Source organism: Paenibacillus marinisediminis (assembly GCF_054343325.1).
Window position 1 is genome coordinate 312,165 of record NZ_JBTGUH010000002.1, and the last position, 15,895, is coordinate 328,059.

General features: G+C 42.4%; 15 protein-coding genes. 6 read left to right on the forward strand and 9 right to left on the reverse strand.

The annotated features are described in order from the left end of the window. Positions 1-383: 383 nt before the first annotated feature. The 5 genes from ACXX53_RS07200 to arsB all read left to right on the forward strand — a co-directional run bounded on the left by ACXX53_RS07200 (position 384) and on the right by arsB (position 4,462). Positions 384-1,082 carry a L,D-transpeptidase family protein gene (locus ACXX53_RS07200; RefSeq protein WP_458567949.1) on the forward strand — a complete coding sequence of 233 codons (699 nt, stop codon included), beginning with the start codon at positions 384-386 and terminating at the stop codon, positions 1,080-1,082. Positions 1,083-1,139: 57 nt separating this feature from the next. Beyond that, positions 1,140-2,300, forward strand: a complete 1,161-nt coding sequence (locus ACXX53_RS07205) for a hypothetical protein (RefSeq protein ID WP_458567950.1) — start codon at positions 1,140-1,142, stop codon at positions 2,298-2,300. A gap of 321 nt (positions 2,301-2,621) precedes the next feature. Next, entirely contained in the window at positions 2,622-2,948 is a 327-nt protein-coding gene (locus ACXX53_RS07210; RefSeq protein WP_458567951.1) for an ArsR/SmtB family transcription factor, read from the forward strand. 24 nt (positions 2,949-2,972) lie between these two features. Next, positions 2,973-3,398, forward strand: coding sequence for an arsenate reductase (thioredoxin) (arsC, locus tag ACXX53_RS07215; protein ID WP_458567952.1), 426 nt, complete (start codon positions 2,973-2,975; stop codon positions 3,396-3,398). Positions 3,399-3,421: 23 nt separating this feature from the next. Then, a complete protein-coding gene (gene arsB / locus ACXX53_RS07220) occupies positions 3,422-4,462 on the forward strand; it encodes an ACR3 family arsenite efflux transporter (RefSeq protein ID WP_458567953.1) in 1,041 nt (346 codons plus the stop codon). A gap of 51 nt (positions 4,463-4,513) precedes the next feature. Here arsB and ACXX53_RS07225 read toward each other — a convergent pair whose 3' ends face one another. The 6 genes from ACXX53_RS07225 to ACXX53_RS07250 all read right to left on the reverse strand — a co-directional run bounded on the left by ACXX53_RS07225 (position 4,514) and on the right by ACXX53_RS07250 (position 9,354). Further along, positions 4,514-5,302 carry an arsenite methyltransferase gene (locus ACXX53_RS07225; RefSeq protein WP_458567954.1) on the reverse strand — a complete coding sequence of 263 codons (789 nt, stop codon included), beginning with the start codon at positions 5,300-5,302 and terminating at the stop codon, positions 4,514-4,516. Between the two features lie 14 nt (positions 5,303-5,316). Continuing rightward, on the reverse strand, positions 5,317-5,640 hold the full coding sequence (locus tag ACXX53_RS07230) for an ArsR/SmtB family transcription factor (protein ID WP_458567955.1): 324 nt from the start codon (positions 5,638-5,640) through the stop codon (positions 5,317-5,319). Positions 5,641-5,824: 184 nt separating this feature from the next. Continuing rightward, entirely contained in the window at positions 5,825-6,505 is a 681-nt protein-coding gene (locus ACXX53_RS07235) for a class I SAM-dependent methyltransferase (RefSeq protein ID WP_458567956.1), read from the reverse strand. Positions 6,506-6,581: 76 nt separating this feature from the next. Next, entirely contained in the window at positions 6,582-7,112 is a 531-nt protein-coding gene (locus tag ACXX53_RS07240) for a GNAT family N-acetyltransferase (RefSeq protein ID WP_458567957.1), read from the reverse strand. 392 nt (positions 7,113-7,504) lie between these two features. After that, positions 7,505-8,374 (reverse strand): aminoglycoside phosphotransferase family protein, encoded by an 870-nt coding sequence (locus tag ACXX53_RS07245; protein ID WP_458567958.1) that lies wholly within the window; start codon positions 8,372-8,374, stop codon positions 7,505-7,507. Positions 8,375-8,415: 41 nt separating this feature from the next. Beyond that, entirely contained in the window at positions 8,416-9,354 is a 939-nt protein-coding gene (locus ACXX53_RS07250; protein WP_458567959.1) for an alpha/beta hydrolase, read from the reverse strand. A 205-nt stretch (positions 9,355-9,559) separates the two neighbouring features. Between ACXX53_RS07250 and ACXX53_RS07255 the strand changes: the two genes are divergently transcribed. Beyond that, positions 9,560-11,074 (forward strand): alkaline phosphatase family protein, encoded by a 1,515-nt coding sequence (locus ACXX53_RS07255; RefSeq protein ID WP_458567960.1) that lies wholly within the window; start codon positions 9,560-9,562, stop codon positions 11,072-11,074. Here ACXX53_RS07255 and ACXX53_RS07260 read toward each other — a convergent pair. The 3 genes from ACXX53_RS07260 to ACXX53_RS07270 form a co-directional block, all read right to left on the reverse strand. Continuing rightward, on the reverse strand, positions 11,053-11,607 hold the full coding sequence (locus tag ACXX53_RS07260) for a DinB family protein (RefSeq protein ID WP_458567961.1): 555 nt from the start codon (positions 11,605-11,607) through the stop codon (positions 11,053-11,055). The genes ACXX53_RS07255 and ACXX53_RS07260 overlap by 22 nt on opposite strands. Positions 11,608-11,746: 139 nt before the next feature. Continuing rightward, positions 11,747-14,044 carry a glycoside hydrolase family 3 N-terminal domain-containing protein gene (locus ACXX53_RS07265; RefSeq protein WP_458568364.1) on the reverse strand — a complete coding sequence of 766 codons (2,298 nt, stop codon included), beginning with the start codon at positions 14,042-14,044 and terminating at the stop codon, positions 11,747-11,749. A 244-nt stretch (positions 14,045-14,288) separates the two neighbouring features. Then, positions 14,289-15,830, reverse strand: a complete 1,542-nt coding sequence (locus tag ACXX53_RS07270; protein ID WP_458567962.1) for an extracellular solute-binding protein — start codon at positions 15,828-15,830, stop codon at positions 14,289-14,291. Positions 15,831-15,895 lie beyond the last annotated feature (65 nt).

Here is a 15,895-nt window from a genome sequence, read left to right on the forward strand (position 1 = left end):
GTAAAAAGGACATGAAAGTAGAGCTTAGTCATCTGACCAAGCTCTATGGGCGATATTGTTGTATACGGACGGAAATTTTTTTAATACGTTGGTATACGACATCAAAGCTTGCAAACGGAAATGTAACAGTTGATGGTATGTGTGCGTCAGCACCATTTAGTGCTCCAGCAACTTCAATCGTCCATTTATCTGCTCTATTCGTTAGAATTTGATGAACGGTTTTCGTGTCTTTGTGATAACCTACAATCGTTAATTCAGCCTCGGAGTTCCCATCCCCATCCTCCTGTAGTGCGATTGCTTCACAATTGCTAATTGTTGAATAAAAAGTTTATATCTGATGAACCCTACATATAGCATCCAATATCAAGATGTAGGAGAAAAACATGAACCATAGCTTTTCTTTATATATTCGAACCGTAACCATGTTCTTGATCTTGCTAATTTTAATTAATAATATAAATCATTTAACTGTTAACGCTTCTCCTCTCACGCCAGAACTGTCCGAGGAAAGCTATGATATTATTGTATTCCCTCAGTTACACCGGTTAGTTGTCTGTAAACAAGGACGTAAAATCAGATCATACCATGTTGCTGTCGGAAACCCTTCTACCCCTACCCCGGTTGGGGAGTATCGCATTATCTTCAAAGGTGAAAACTGGGGGCCTTCATTCGGTCCGCGATGGTTAGGTTTAAATGTACCTTGGGGTCATTACGGTATTCATGGTACCAATAGACCCCATTCCATTGGACAACATTTAAGTCATGGCTGCATTCGAATGCGCAACCACGAAGTTATAGAGCTGTATTCGATGGTTCCAGTTGGGACAAGAGTTACGATTCTAGGACATGTATTGGGAGATCTGAATCACGAACCGCGTGTTCTGGCAGAGGGGGACGTCGGTGGAGATGTGCTATTGATTCAATCGCGTCTACAAAATGCAGGATATTTCAAAGGCGTGTGTAATGGCAAATTTAAATCAAGCACAACAGCAGCTCTCAAACGTTTTCAGCAGGATCATCAATTAACCGTTGATGGTGTGGTATCGAAAAAAGTGTACATTAAACTTGGGCTATTGGAATGATGGACGATTACCCCGAAATATGGATTTCATAAACACCAGTTATGTGGAGGCCAGAACATGATCCCTTTAGTGACTCGCACCCTGATATCGCTGCTCCTCCTATCCTGTTTTTCCTATAGTACAATAGTCCATGCTGATAACAAGGCACCAACAGCTGAAGCTGTTATAAGTATTCGGATTAGTCCATCTGCAACATTTGAGCACAATATGGTTTTAAAAAATGCGGAAGTCCTTCATTTATTCAAAGATAGTAAGGAAGAGAAATCCGAGTACCCCACTGCGCTCTCCGACATTTATATTACGACTATGCAGAATGGCAGCACAAGAAATTTTCGTATGGAGAAATCCGGTGCCTTGTGGAATGCAGCTGAATTAACACGTCTTGTTCTTACACCGAAAGCAGCGAAGCAATTACTGGAACATGTTGAGTCATTAAGGAAACTTCATTATGGGGCGATTACCCCTTGGAACGAAGCGAAAGTATTACTCCCGAGGAAAAGTAAATTCACTATTGTTGATATGGAGACAGGATTGAAGTTCCGTGTGCAACGGCGGGCCGGAAGCAAGCATGCTGATGTGCAGCCTTTAACCAAAGAAGACACGAAGACGATGAAGCAGATCTACGATGATCACTGGAGCTGGAATCGAAAAGCGATATTAGTCGTGACAGAGAACAATATGAAAATCGCTGCTTCTATGAATGGGATGCCTCATGGTGGGGACGGAATTCCGGACAATGCATTTTCCGGACACTTCTGCGTGCATTTTCAAGGCAGCAGTACACATCGATCCATTGATTCAGATTTATTTCATCAGTTGATGGTCTATACGGCTGCTGGAAAAAGAGAGGCATACTTAAATGCCATCTCACCCGATATGCTATCGGAAGTATATATTGTAGCATTGTCACAAGGGGATCGAGATCTCCTACAAACCGTGTTGGATGGTGCGAATTCTGAAACTTTACACTACTTTCTAAAGGAGCTGGACAGCGGAACGACATTTCGAATGGTTAGAAGAAATGAATCCTACTTTACGAACATCGAGGATCAATTATCTGCAGAGGCAGTTATATCTATGTTCGTTAAACGGAAGAACCAAACAGTAAAAAGTGTTGCTTTCCGATTTGAACTTGCACGGGAATCTGTCTTTTCACCATGGAAGATACGAAATGTACAACCCATTAAGAACATCGCAGTCACAGGAATTGGTAAGTAAATCAAAAACTTCGATATCGAATCGACCACTCATGAAGATCTTACCAACGATCACTTCGCTTTAATCGAATGATTAGATAGGACTGACCAGCTATGTAACGATAAATTAAATGGCTATCCGTCCTCTCTTCTCTTTCTTGGCGCTTCTCCCCATTAAGCTAGTCTGATCTTCTTATCAATTCGCCCCAACAGATTACCTTACATCTATCTCTCCCCATTGTTATTCGTTAACCTATTATCATAAAAAATCTAGAATTAGGCTTGAAATATATATAAGTAACCAATAATATAAGTGTGTACAAATATAAGTGGAGGTGAATATATGACTGATAACATTCTCGATATCTCCACCAAACTAAAAGTTGTTGGTGATCCTACCCGTTTGACGATAATAGCTTATTTAAGTGCTCAGGAGCTGTGCGTATGTGACCTGGTTGCATTGATGGGACTATCTCAGCCTGCCATTAGTCAGCATGTAAAGAAACTTAAGCAGGCCGATATCATTACTGAGCGTAAGGTCGGCACTTGGGTACATGTCCGACTTAAGAGTGATTTAGAGCCCTATTTAAAGGAGATCATTCAAGCTCTTCCCTCTCAATGCGAAATCGTAGAATCATATCGTAAAACAAAGTGCACAACGTGTTCTTAGATTCAATTAAAGGTGGTTATCAAGATGTATACAAACAAAAAGATTATTTATTTTCTCTGCACAGGCAATTCTTGCCGCAGCCAAATGGCAGATGGGTTTGCCAAGCAATATTTAAGCAATGAATGGGATGTATACTCTGCAGGCATTGAAGCTCACGGAGTTAATCCAAAAGCAATCGAAGCGATGAAAGAAATCGGTATCGATATTTCCAATCATACTTCAAATGTGATCGATCCCCAGTTGCTGCAGCGTGCAGACCTTGTAGTTACGCTCTGCGGACACGCAAATGATGTTTGTCCAACAACGCCGCATAACACAGAACGCGCACATTGGGGCTTTGACGATCCTGCGAAGGCTGAAGGGACAGAAGATGATAAATGGGAGTTCTTCCAACGCGTTCGTGATGAAATCGGGGCAAGAATCAAGCAATTTGCTGATACAGGCAAATAAGCAGTTAAGGAGATGAGCAACGCGTGGCTAAAGTTACGAAGCGTCTATCCTTCCTCGATCGATATTTGACCATATGGATTTTTGCAGCTATGCTGCTTGGCATCGGTATCGGATATGTTTCTCCACAATTCGTGGAAGGCTTGAATAAGTTCCAAATTGGTACGACTTCCATACCCATTGCGGCTGGACTTATTATTATGATGTATCCCCCACTTGCAAAAGTACGGTATGAAGAGATGTGGCGTGTGTTTAAAGATTGGAAGGTACTACTGCTCTCCTTAGTTCAGAATTGGGTGATCGGTCCTGTTCTGATGTTCATCCTCGCCGTAGTTTTCTTGAATGATTATCCTGAATACATGGTAGGACTCATTATGATTGGACTTGCACGTTGTATTGCAATGGTCATCGTATGGAACGATCTTGCGAAGGGCGACCGCGAATATACAGCTGGTCTAGTCGCCTTTAACTCTATTTTTCAGATCCTGTTCTATTCAGTATTCACCTATGTATTTATTACCATTCTACCAAAATGGTTTGGATTAGAGGGCATGGTCGTGGATATTTCCATGGGACAAATTGCAGAAAGCGTGTTTATCTATCTTGGCGTACCGTTTCTAGCTGGCTTCCTAACCCGTTTTTTATTGGTTAAGCTCAAGGGGCGCGAATGGTACGAGAAAGCATTTATACCCATTATCAGTCCGCTGACCTTAATCGCATTATTGTTTACCATCGTCATAATGTTCTCGATTAAAGGCGATATGATCTTAAAGTTGCCGATGGACGCCGTCCGCATTGCCATACCATTGTTGATATACTTTGTCGTCATGTTCTTCGCTTCTTTTTACCTGTCTAAACGAGCTGGAGCGAGTTACGAGGTTAGTACATCACTAGCATTTACAGCAGGAAGCAACAACTTCGAATTGGCTATTGCAGTAGCTATTGGTGTCTTCGGAATTCATTCAGGAGCAGCATTTGCTGCTGTCATCGGTCCACTCGTGGAGGTTCCTGTAATGATTGGTCTAGTAAATGTATCACTCTGGATGAAACGTAAACATTTCACTTAAGTGATGAAGACAAAAGGAGCCTGAAAAGGCTCCTTTGTTGTATATTCAATATTACTTTTTTGCTTGAATGATTGCTGAAACAATAAATTGATCTATGTCTGCGCCAGGAAGCCATTCCTTAATGTAGAGCTTGGATTCATCCTTAGCCGTAATGCTAATATCTGTGAATCCAGCTTGCTGAAGAAAACCTTCAAGCTCCTCAATCGAAGATGCTCCTGAAATGCATCCTGAATACGTAGCATCGATATCTGCACGAATCTCAGGTGGCATTTCTGCTGTCATTATCACGTCTGAAATCGCTAGACGGCCGCCTGATTTCAAGACACGATGTGCTTCGTGGAACACCTGCTGCTTATCTGGAGATAAGTTAATAACACAGTTAGACATAATCACATCAACAGTATCGTTCGCCACAGGCAGATGCTCGATCTCACCAAGCCGGAAGTCAGTATTGGTGAATTGACCTTTAGATGCGTTCTGACGTGCTTTAGTGACCATCTCAGGTGTCATATCAACTCCAATGGCTAGACCTTCTGAACCAACTTGTCGTGCCGCTAAGAAACAGTCAAAGCCTGCACCGCTGCCTAAGTCTAGAACGACTTCTCCTGGCTTAAGTGCTGCGATGGCCTGCGGATTACCGCAGCCAAGTCCCAAGTTAGCTCCTTGTGGTACAGAAGCCAGTTCTTCAGCGGAATACCCCATCTTCTCAGACATCTCATCAAAGTCAACTGGTTCACTTGATCCACAGCAGCTTGATTTGATGGCAATCTCTTTGATTGCCACTTGTTTGTATCGACCTCGAACATTATTGCGGATTGAGTCTTTCTGAATGTTATCCATACCTCTATCACTCCTTATTTGTCTGTAACAGCTATATCACAACTCTTTGATTCTTGCTTCAAAGTTGGGAGATGCTCTATAGTTGCTTGCAAGTAGGGTTTGTCGTCCAATGTAAGAGCATAATAAATCCATTGACCTCTTCTTGTTTCGCTCACTAGACCTGCTGACTTCAACTTTCTTAGATGCTGACTAACGTTCGGTTGTGTCGTGTGCAGGTAATCCACGATCTCACAGACGCATAATTCTGACTGTCCCTTCAATAAGGAGATGATGGTCAGTCTCGTTTTATCACCAAGCAGCTTGAATACGGCAGACATATCATCTATTGGTAAAGCCATGTGCAAACATCCTCTCCTCATCCATATATATAATCATATAATTATTTAATTATATTTACAACAAATAACTACTCTCTCGAGGATTATAATTTGATCGTGACATGACATAATTAACATCTATTTTCAGGTTTGCCTATAAGAATCCTCTAGATACAAGCTTTCTAAGAATACCTCAATAGCTTGGCTATTCGCGCTTCAGATATACAGTCATGCATTGATCATATTCATCATTTTCAGTGTCCAACGCCTTCTTTATTATAAATCCTGCTCTTTCTATTTCCTGCTTATGCTTTACCCAATTTACTGCTCGATATGAAGTACTTGCAACCATAATCTTTCTCCCTGTTTCACCAACAGTCCTTTCCTGCAAATGAAAAGCAGTAGATGGATTTGACTCCCTCTCTAATTGCCCGTCCCCCTTGTTTATTAAAAGCAGTTTACCTTCTGGTCGAAGCATGTTATATACTGCATCAAGAAATTGTTTCCGATCTTCATCTTCGACAAGCAAGTGCAAAGTTGCAATCGAATATATCCAGTTAAATTTTCTACCAAAAGTCTTGTCTGCAGATAAAATGTCAGCTAAAACAAAATTAGCATCTATCCCTCTTTGACTCGCAAGCTGCGTACATTTCTTAATAGCTGTTTGTGAAACATCTAGTGCAGTTATTTTGTACCCTTTTTGAGCAAGGTGCAGAGCGTCTCTTCCTTCCCCACATCCGACATCACAAATTTCATCATTAACATCAATGTTGTTACATTCAACCCATTCTAATAATTCCGGTGTAGGTTGATCTTTAAACCAAGAAAGACCTTCACTATGTACTCTCTTATAACGTTCTTCATAAGCAAGATAATATTTGTTCATAATTATTTCTCCCCTTTTATAAAGGAAAAGCCACCCCTATGATGGAATGACTCTTCCTTGAGCTGCGTTACTTATCTTATTGTTGAAGCGTATTTATAAATTCATCTCGTGTTAGTTCATAATCAATTGAGGATTGCAATTCTCCCAATTGGTTTCTCCATGAATCATGGCGGACGGCAACTCTTCGTAATCCGATTTTTTCATACACGTGCTGTGCTCGGGTATTATTGACATTCGTGTCTAAGATGACTTTGTGATATCCCATGTCTACAAACAATGAGTTAATTAACATCATTAAGAATGTGGTTCCGAAGCCTTTTTCTTGTTGATTGAAATCACAAATCTTAATTCCAATCTCAGCTACATGATCGGCAAGAGTTCTATAATTCATCTCTCCTACAGGAACACCAGAGATCTCCAAAATTAATCGACGATTGAGATCAGTATCTGTATCAAGATTCTCGATAATTTGTTGTTCCGTAGTACCAATTCCATTTGGAAATCCTGCATGGGCCATAATCTTGCCATCATTCCACCAGCTGCATAAGATTCGTGCATCGTTTGCAGTAGCATTTCGGATAACCAATTGATCCTGTTCTAAAAACATATAATTAACCTCCCTATATTGGAGAGCTAAATTATAGTCACCCTCCAAGAACCTATTTGAGCAAACAAGACCATATTTTTCATTGTTATCACCCTTTCGATTAATCTATATTAGGAGTCATTAATCATGAAAATATCCTACTCAAGATGAGCACATCTATCATTCACACCACACTTCCATGTTAACTCACCTCGTTATAAGGTATGATATCAAAGCATTCAACTTATTTGTGGGAAATTATAGGTATAATTATTAATTACTAATGGTCTTTACTCTAATGAAAAATGCGGGATTCACAGCAAAAAAGGAGCACTCCCTCCAAATGAATGAAAGAAAATGCTCCTCCTCAATATTAAACTATGGAATTGACTTCTCCACACTTCTGAGTTATCCTAGCATTCCTCTAGAATCGCATCAATCGTGCGCTTTGCCTCCAATGCCATAGACGAATCTTTATCATGCCCGTCATAGGTTATCAACGCTTTCCACAGTGCCCAGCCTCTTGCCCGATTCCATGTATCTTCGTCACATTCTAGCGCCTCATAGAAAGTGCTGCGGCTCTCTTGATCGAAGAACGTCCAAGCCATTACGTAATCACAAGCAGGATCTCCTACTCCCAATATGCCAAAGTCAATGACAGCACATAGGTTACCATCTTGGACTAATAGATTGCCCGGCGCAACATCACCGTGAACCCACACGTTTCGCTTGGTCCATTTCGATTTCATAGCAGTAGACCATATGTCATTCAGCCTATCCGTTGGCAGCAACGCTTGGAGATGTTCAAGTGCAGCTTGCATCTGATCGTGATAGATCGATAAATCACCGCCGCGATAAAAGTTATGCGCTCCTGCAATAGGTCCATCGGAGGCATCGATCGACTGAAGCTCCTTTAAGAAACGAGCCAGATCTGCGGCGAATTGATTCAAGTTCTTCGCATTGGCGTGATTCACTGTTTCTCCCTTAATCCATTGATTGATAGACCAAGGGTACGGATATAGTTCCGTTGGTTCTCCTTTAGCTAACGGAGTTGATATGGGTAGCGAGAGCAATGGCTTCAGCTTAGGAAGCCAATAGAGCTCTTTCTCAACCTGTGGCGCATAGCCTTCACCGCTCGGCAGTCTCACAGTCATATGATCTCCTAAGTGAAACGTTCTGTTATCATGTCCGCTCTTCTCAACTGGACGAATAGGCAAGTGCATCCACTCGGGAAATTGTTTCTGAATCAAAGTTTTTACTAATTCTGTATTGATCTCTATCATAATTACCTCTTATCATTTAAGTTCGAATCGTACGTGTAAACCTAAAGTCGACCATTGATAAATTCATTGACTTCATGTATTAAATCTTCGGCTTGCTTACAATTTCCTGTATTATCGATAAAGGCGTGTCTTGTGTTTTTATATAGGGAGAAATGAACGTTGTTGCCTGCATCTTTCAGTTTATTCGCATAGGCCAGTGACGAGTCTTTTAGGAAATCCAGATCACCAACAACGATCAACGCATCCGGCAACTTAGTATGATCCTTACATTGCATCGGCGAAACGAGATAACTATCCAGAGGTTCCTTGGATTTCTTCAAATACATTTCCAATATCGCCTCTCCAAATGCACTCTCCGACTTATTCATCATCCCACTACTCATCACGGTTAGATCTGTCGCTGGATAAAGTAAGATTTGCTTGGAAATGCGGAACTCTGCACGATCTCGAGCTAGAATGGAAATAATCGCAGAATAATTGCCCCCTGCGCTGTCTCCCGAAACGATCACGTTATCGACATCGATATTCAGCTCTGCTGCATGCTCGACACCCCATTTAACAGCCGCGTAGGAATCCTCAAGTCCTTCTGGAAATGGAGCTTCTGGTGCTAAATGATAGTCTACGGATAGGACTACACAATCTGCTTGGTCAGCTATAGCTTTGCAGTAATCGTGAACCGCATCAATAGAGCCGCCGATCCAACCACCGCCATGGATGAAAACCATTAAAGGACGCTTAGCTTCGCCTTCCGGTTTATATATACGAATACGAACATCGCTATTGTAGCCTTTAATATTGCGATCTTCGATATGAATCGGTCTAACAGAGATATCCCTGCTGACGCCGCCCATCATTTTTCTAATTTTCTTCACGTTCGATTTAATGAAAAATTTGGTGACAAATGAAGGCATACGTATGTACCCGCCGAAGCTTTCATTTTCAATAGCGACAAACTCATAATCTCGTTCCCTGTAATTCATAGTAACTCCTCCTGTTCATCACAAAGAATTATAAGTACTGTTGTCCTACTACCATCATATTTCTATCGCTGCTATGAAGTCAAATTATAGCACTTATGGCTCTATTCGGCTCAAGATAACCCTATAGGCCCCGAATAATTGGGATGATGAATGCCAAAAATATACTTGAATCCTAAACTAGAAGAAGAGACTGGCAGGTGGAAAAATGCAAACAGATCGAGGACTTCGAATCAATTCCCAAACTAACCCGAATGCGCCCAAAATCATCTTCATCTGTGTCGATACTTTAATGAGTCACTTGATTGATAAAGGAATCGAGCAAAACAAGCTTCCCGCCTTTCAGTTCCTAATTGAACGGGGTCAATACTATAAGAATGTCGTTACCTCATTTCCAACCATGTCTGTGTCGATTGACAGTACTTTGCTGACAGGGACATTTCCGGATCAACATCACGTACCGGGATTGGTCTGGTATTCTACGCGAGATAAGAAGATCATTAATTATGGCAGCGGACCTCTGGAAATATGCAGAAACGGAATCAATCAGTATTTGAGTGACGCATTGATCCATATGAACGGAAAACATCTGAATCCGCATATCCCAACCATCTACGAAGATTTAGTCAAAATGGGTATGACATCGGGTTCTATTAACGGCTTGATTTATCGGGGAAGCTCCGACCACCAGCTGACGTTTCCGTTTTGGATTCACATGCTTACCGTGATACCTAAAAAACTTAAAGTAAATGGACCTGATCTATTCTCGTATGGTGCATTCTTGAACCCTCTAAAAGGCAAGATATACCTACCTGTTAATTTAATCAATCGGTTCGGCTTCACTAATGAATATGCTCTAGAAACAGTAAAGTATCTCATTCGGAACAACCAATTACCACATTTCCTATATGTCTATTTTCCCGATCTAGACAGCAAGATACATAAGAAGGGCCCTGAAGATTTGGATGGTGTTATCAACACAGATAAACAGCTTCAGTCTCTGCTGCAGTCTTTTGGTTCTTGGGAAGAAGCTTTGAACAAGGCTGTGATAATAATTATGGGAGATAACGGAATGGCTCATGTCCTGCCGGCTAATCAACAATCGATCATTGAACTAAGCCACTCCTTAAAGGAGTACAACGTCTTACGACCGGGGGCAGACGTTACGAACCATACCGAGATCATACTTGCGATAAATGACAGAATGGCTTATCTATATAGGCTGTCACAGCACTTAACATTTGAACATATTGCGAATGCTCTAAGGACTGACAATAGATTCGATATCCTGGCTTGGAAAGAAGATGGATGGATTCGCGTTGTTCAAGCAGGATTATCTAAAGAATTCGCCTATCAATCTGGTGGAGCAATGGTCGATCCCTATAACCAAACCTGGACATTAACCCATGACCCGGATGTGTTAGATCTACTGATCAATTCCCAAGCGAATACATTGGACTATGGACAATATCCTGATGCTTTACAGCGATTGTTAACAGCGTTAAATTCACATGATGGCGATTATATGGTGGTCACAGCTAAACCTGGATATGAATTGAAGTATGGCAGCTCACCCACACACAAAGGAGGCGCAGGCCATGGCGGCATAAGTCAACAGGAATCGCTCATTCCGCTTATTATTGCCGGAACCGACCGTGAACCGGAGTCACTACGGATCGTCGATATCAAACGATATATGCTTCAGCTTTTGAAGGGAACATAGTTATTTTCAATTATTTTGAAATGATGCTTCTCATGTATAGCCAGAAGCTGAATGGACTGAATCAGGTTAGGGTAATTTGCAATCGGGTCCAAAAACACTATGTGTCCCGCTATATCTTCGTCTATATATTCAACTAATGCTTTCATTTCATTGGTCTCGTTCAAGAGCAATCGCAATAAGTCATTACCATCTAAAGAATGACGAATCCTTTTGGGCGGTATTAAGATCCAAGGGGCTCTCATTCCCCTTCCCTTTTTTTCTTTGAACTCGGCGTAAATGTCATGTATTTCAGTTGCGAACGGCTTATTTCTCCTCCATTTAGCATATGGAGTGAGCACTAAAGATAATTTTGTCGCAACTTTAAGCATTCTTGTAATTAAATATAAGTGATAGATATGCTCACCTATAGACCACTTTCCCTCTGTATATCGATACCATAATTGTTCTAGTGACATGGATTGCAAGGTTTCGGCAAGTTGATATCTTTGCTCCGTTAATGTATCAAAATGTTTTGATATACTTTCAGATTTCATCTATTAGACTCCTCGCTTCATTTGCTAATTTGTGAATAGCAGCCCCGTTTATTGCTTCAGCAAGATATACGAAAGACTGTCCAGATCGTAGAAACTTATACGATCTGAACAGTCCTTCTCAAGTATAACTATTCCTCTATTAGTTAGCGAGAATCTCCAGATCCACGCTGAGCGTGCACTGTGAATCGCCTCCAACACGAATCATGAAACGTCCTGGCTCTACAACGCGCTTCAAGTCGCGAGTTACCATTTGAAGCTGCTCTTCCCCGATATCAAATACGACAGTTACCGTCTCTCCTGCCTCGATATGCACCTTTTTAAAGCCTTTCAACTCACGCTCCGGTCTTGTTACAGAGCTGAACAGATCGGTTACGTACAGCTGAACAACCTCTTTACCCGCAACCTTTCCTGTATTCGTGACTTTAACAGATACCTGACAGCTGTCAGCAGGTCCCATAGAAGCTCTGCTAATCTCAAGGTCACTGTATGCAAACTGGGTATAGCTTAATCCGTAGCCGAAAGGATACTGCGGCATATGATCCATCTCGACATACCGATGTCCCCGCGTTCGCTTCGAATTGTAGTAAACTGGAAGTTGTCCTACATCCTTCGGAATCGAAATCGTGAGCTTACCGGAAGGATTGCTGTGCCCGAACAGAATATCAGCGATTGCACTGCCTCCTTCTTGTCCTGGATACCACGCTTCCAGAATGGCATCCGCATGCTCAACAAGCCATGGCTCACTGATCGGACGGCCATTGATGTATACAACAATTAAATTAGATGTTACCTTACGAATCTCTTTGACAAGCTCTAGCTGGACCCCGAGCAAGTTCAATGCAGCACGGTCGAAGCCTTCGCCACACTCCATATCAGACTGACCAGAATTGGCATTAATCACGGCTGCGCCCGTTTGTTCGTTAATCGTATCCTCACCAAAGTCTCTTGTGCTGGATCCACCAAGTACGACAACTGCTGCATCAGCTTGTCTTGCTGCCTCGATCGCTTCCGCAAAGCCATCTCTGGAATCCTCTTTGATGCTGCAGCCTTTCGCATATAATACCTCTGTATTGTCACCGACCAGTTGGCGAACGCCATCCAATATCGTGACCACTTGCTCGCGTTTCTGCGGAGATGTATAGTCACCCAGTTGATTGTACATATTGTTCGCATTCGGTCCGATCACGGCGAGCTTCTTCAATGTTGAAGACAGCGGAAGCGCATCATGTTCATTTTTCAACAGCACAACGCCTTCTTCAGCAACCTGCTTCGCAAGCTGGATATGCTCGTCAATTCCAATTCGAAGCTCCGCCTGATCAGGATCAACATATGGACGTTCAAACAAGCCCAGCTTGAACTTGACGTTTAGAACTCTGCTAACCGCAAGATCGAGCGTCTCCTGATCAACCAAGCCGGAATCACAAGCGGTACGAAGTTGTCTCTTAAATAATTCGCCTGACATCTCCATATCCACACCAGCGGTGAGCGCCATTTTGGTAGCAATCTGCAAATTCTCGGCTACATAATGCCCCTGATGCAGCAAGCTCATAGCTCCGCAGTCTGTAATAACGAAACCGTCAAAGCCCCATTCATTCCGCAAAATATCGGTCAACAGCTCGCGATTCGATGTACAAGGTACACCGTCAATCTCATTGTAAGCGGTCATGATGGACTGCGCGCCTGCTTTAACAGCTAGTTCAAATGGATACATATCCTTCTCACGAAGCTCGATGTTCCCGATGTGAGCTGGCGCGCCATTTCTTCCGCCTTCAGGAGAACCATATGCCACAAAGTGCTTCAACGTCGCCACAATCGCATCGTCTGCATCCAGACGTTCACCCTGTAGTCCACGCACTGCTGCTACCGCAAATTCTCCATTAAAGAAGGCATCCTCACCATATGTTTCTTCCGTTCTGCCCCAGCGCGGATCACGAACCACATCCAACACAGGAGAATAGGTTGCAGCTCCGCCCTGTGCTCTCGTCTCCTTCGCAATGACACGACACATATCTTCATAGAGCTGTGCATTCCAAGTGCTTGCAGCTGTCAGTGGAACGGGGAACACCGTACCGCCGATGGCCATATGACCGTGAGAACACTCTTCGCCAAATAGAATCGGGATACCCAGACGGGTATTCTCAATTGCATATTTCTGCATTTCATTCGTGATCTCAGCGCCTTCTTTAACCGTGAGACCTGTCTCTAGCGTAACCTTCGTCCATGGATCCGCACGAAGAACACCATAGAGAGAACCAATTCCCCCCTGAGCGATCTGCTCTTTAAAAGAATCGCTCAGTCCAATCTGAGCACCCTTCTTCTCATAGGCTTGCCAGCCAAACGGCTGCATAAGCTGCCCAATCTTCTCTTCAATGGTCATTCTATCAATCAAATCTTGAACTCTATCTTGTATCGATACAGTAGGATCTTTATATTTCATCATCACTTAGTCCCTCTCTATTCTAGTTAGTATTGGTGATATGATTATTTACTTACCATTTAAGTTTTATATTTAGTCGTAACAGTTACCGCTAACTCATCGGTCAACTGTGGTCATCATATCATCACAAGACAAACAATTGCAAGATAAAACGTTTTCTTTACCATAACATTATATTCCATATACGATTAGCCCCATCCATATATCTCTATATGAAATGGGGCTGATGCAATCACTCTATTACCTATTTGCCGGAAGCAGCTAACCATTCTTTAAATTGTGACTCATACTCTGCAACAACTTTGTCCAAGCCAGCGGCTTTCATCTTTTTAATCGCTTCAGGGAAAGCTTTGTCGTAGTCCAACAAGCCAAGCTTGATTGGCGACATGCTTGTCTTCAGCTCTGTCATACAGTTCGCATATTCAACCGCAACTGGACTTGCGTCAAAGTTAAAGCCAAGAGTGATGCTGTTGATTGCATCATCTGCAACTTTCGTTCTCATCTCAACAAACTTCGGATGAGTATCAACATCCCAGCGGTTCATCTCCAGATTGCCAAGCATCCAGAACGCTAATGAATACGTTTGTGCACCGTTAGCATCTTTCTTAAGAATCTCCATGCTATTCTTTCCTGTGTCTTTCCAGTGTGTATCTTTTATTCCGTATAAGACAAGATCAAAATTATCCTGACTGCTGAATACCCAATTCAAAAACTCGATAGCAGCTTCAGGATGCGGGGATGTTGCGGATACCCCGTTAGAGTTCCGAACACCGACAGGTCTAAACAACTGTTGATCTTTTAAATAGTACAGGTCAAGTTCTGCTCCTGGCACATCTTTTGAAAGCTTCTTGGAGCCTGCAATTGCTTCGCCTTCACGATACAGGAAGCGTCCTTGTGTTTCTTCACGATTTGCTACTTCTACTGGCAGCGTCAAGATATCAGGATTGATCAATCCACGCGTATAAGCTTCTCGGAAATATGTCGCATCTTTCTTAAACTCTTCTGTCTCCAGCCAGGATTTCACATTGCCCTGCTGGTCGATATAGATTAGATTTTGAAAAATGGTGAACGGAAACGTTTCATATGTGGTATGCAAATAGGTTGTAGGCTCATCAGGTAGAACCCTGATATACACTTTTTTATTATCATCCGGCCAATTTTTCTGTAACGTCTCTGAAACATTCAACAACTCTTCAGGCGAGGTTGGAGCTGGTATATTGTTTTTGTCGAGCAGGTCCTTTCGGAACGTTACCATTCCTTCCGCATAGGCGGTATCGAGCCAGAAGTTAGGAACAAATATGGTTTCACCTTTAACCTTAGCTGTATCCCAGATCCAATCCGGCATGCTCTTCTTCAGCTCAGGACCGTACTCATCCAAGTATTTATCGATTGGGATGATTCCACCGTTACTGGCAAGCACATCCGGCGTCTTCATATCATGCATAATATGGATGAGTTCAAATTCTTCGCCTGTGGACATCATGAGGTTCGTTTTTTGATCCCATACATCCCACGGAATGTAGATTGCCTTGTAAGTTAAGTTCAAGCCATCCGCTTCTAATTTCTTATTAATAGCTTCCTCTACCATTGCTTGATCCTGCGGTGCAACGCCAGGCATAACATAGCGCACCATCTTTTTCTCTTTGCTATCGGTGCTTGCCGCATTCCCCTGTTGATCTCCGGCTGCAGCATCACCATTTCCCTTATTGCTGGAGCACCCTGTGAACAATGACATCACCATAACTAGACAGGCAATTGCAAGAATAAACGTATTTCTCTTCTTCATAACATTTCCTCCCTTTTGATGTGATTGGGCTTCGTTCGGGTTCATCTTAAGCTCGATTGGAGGTA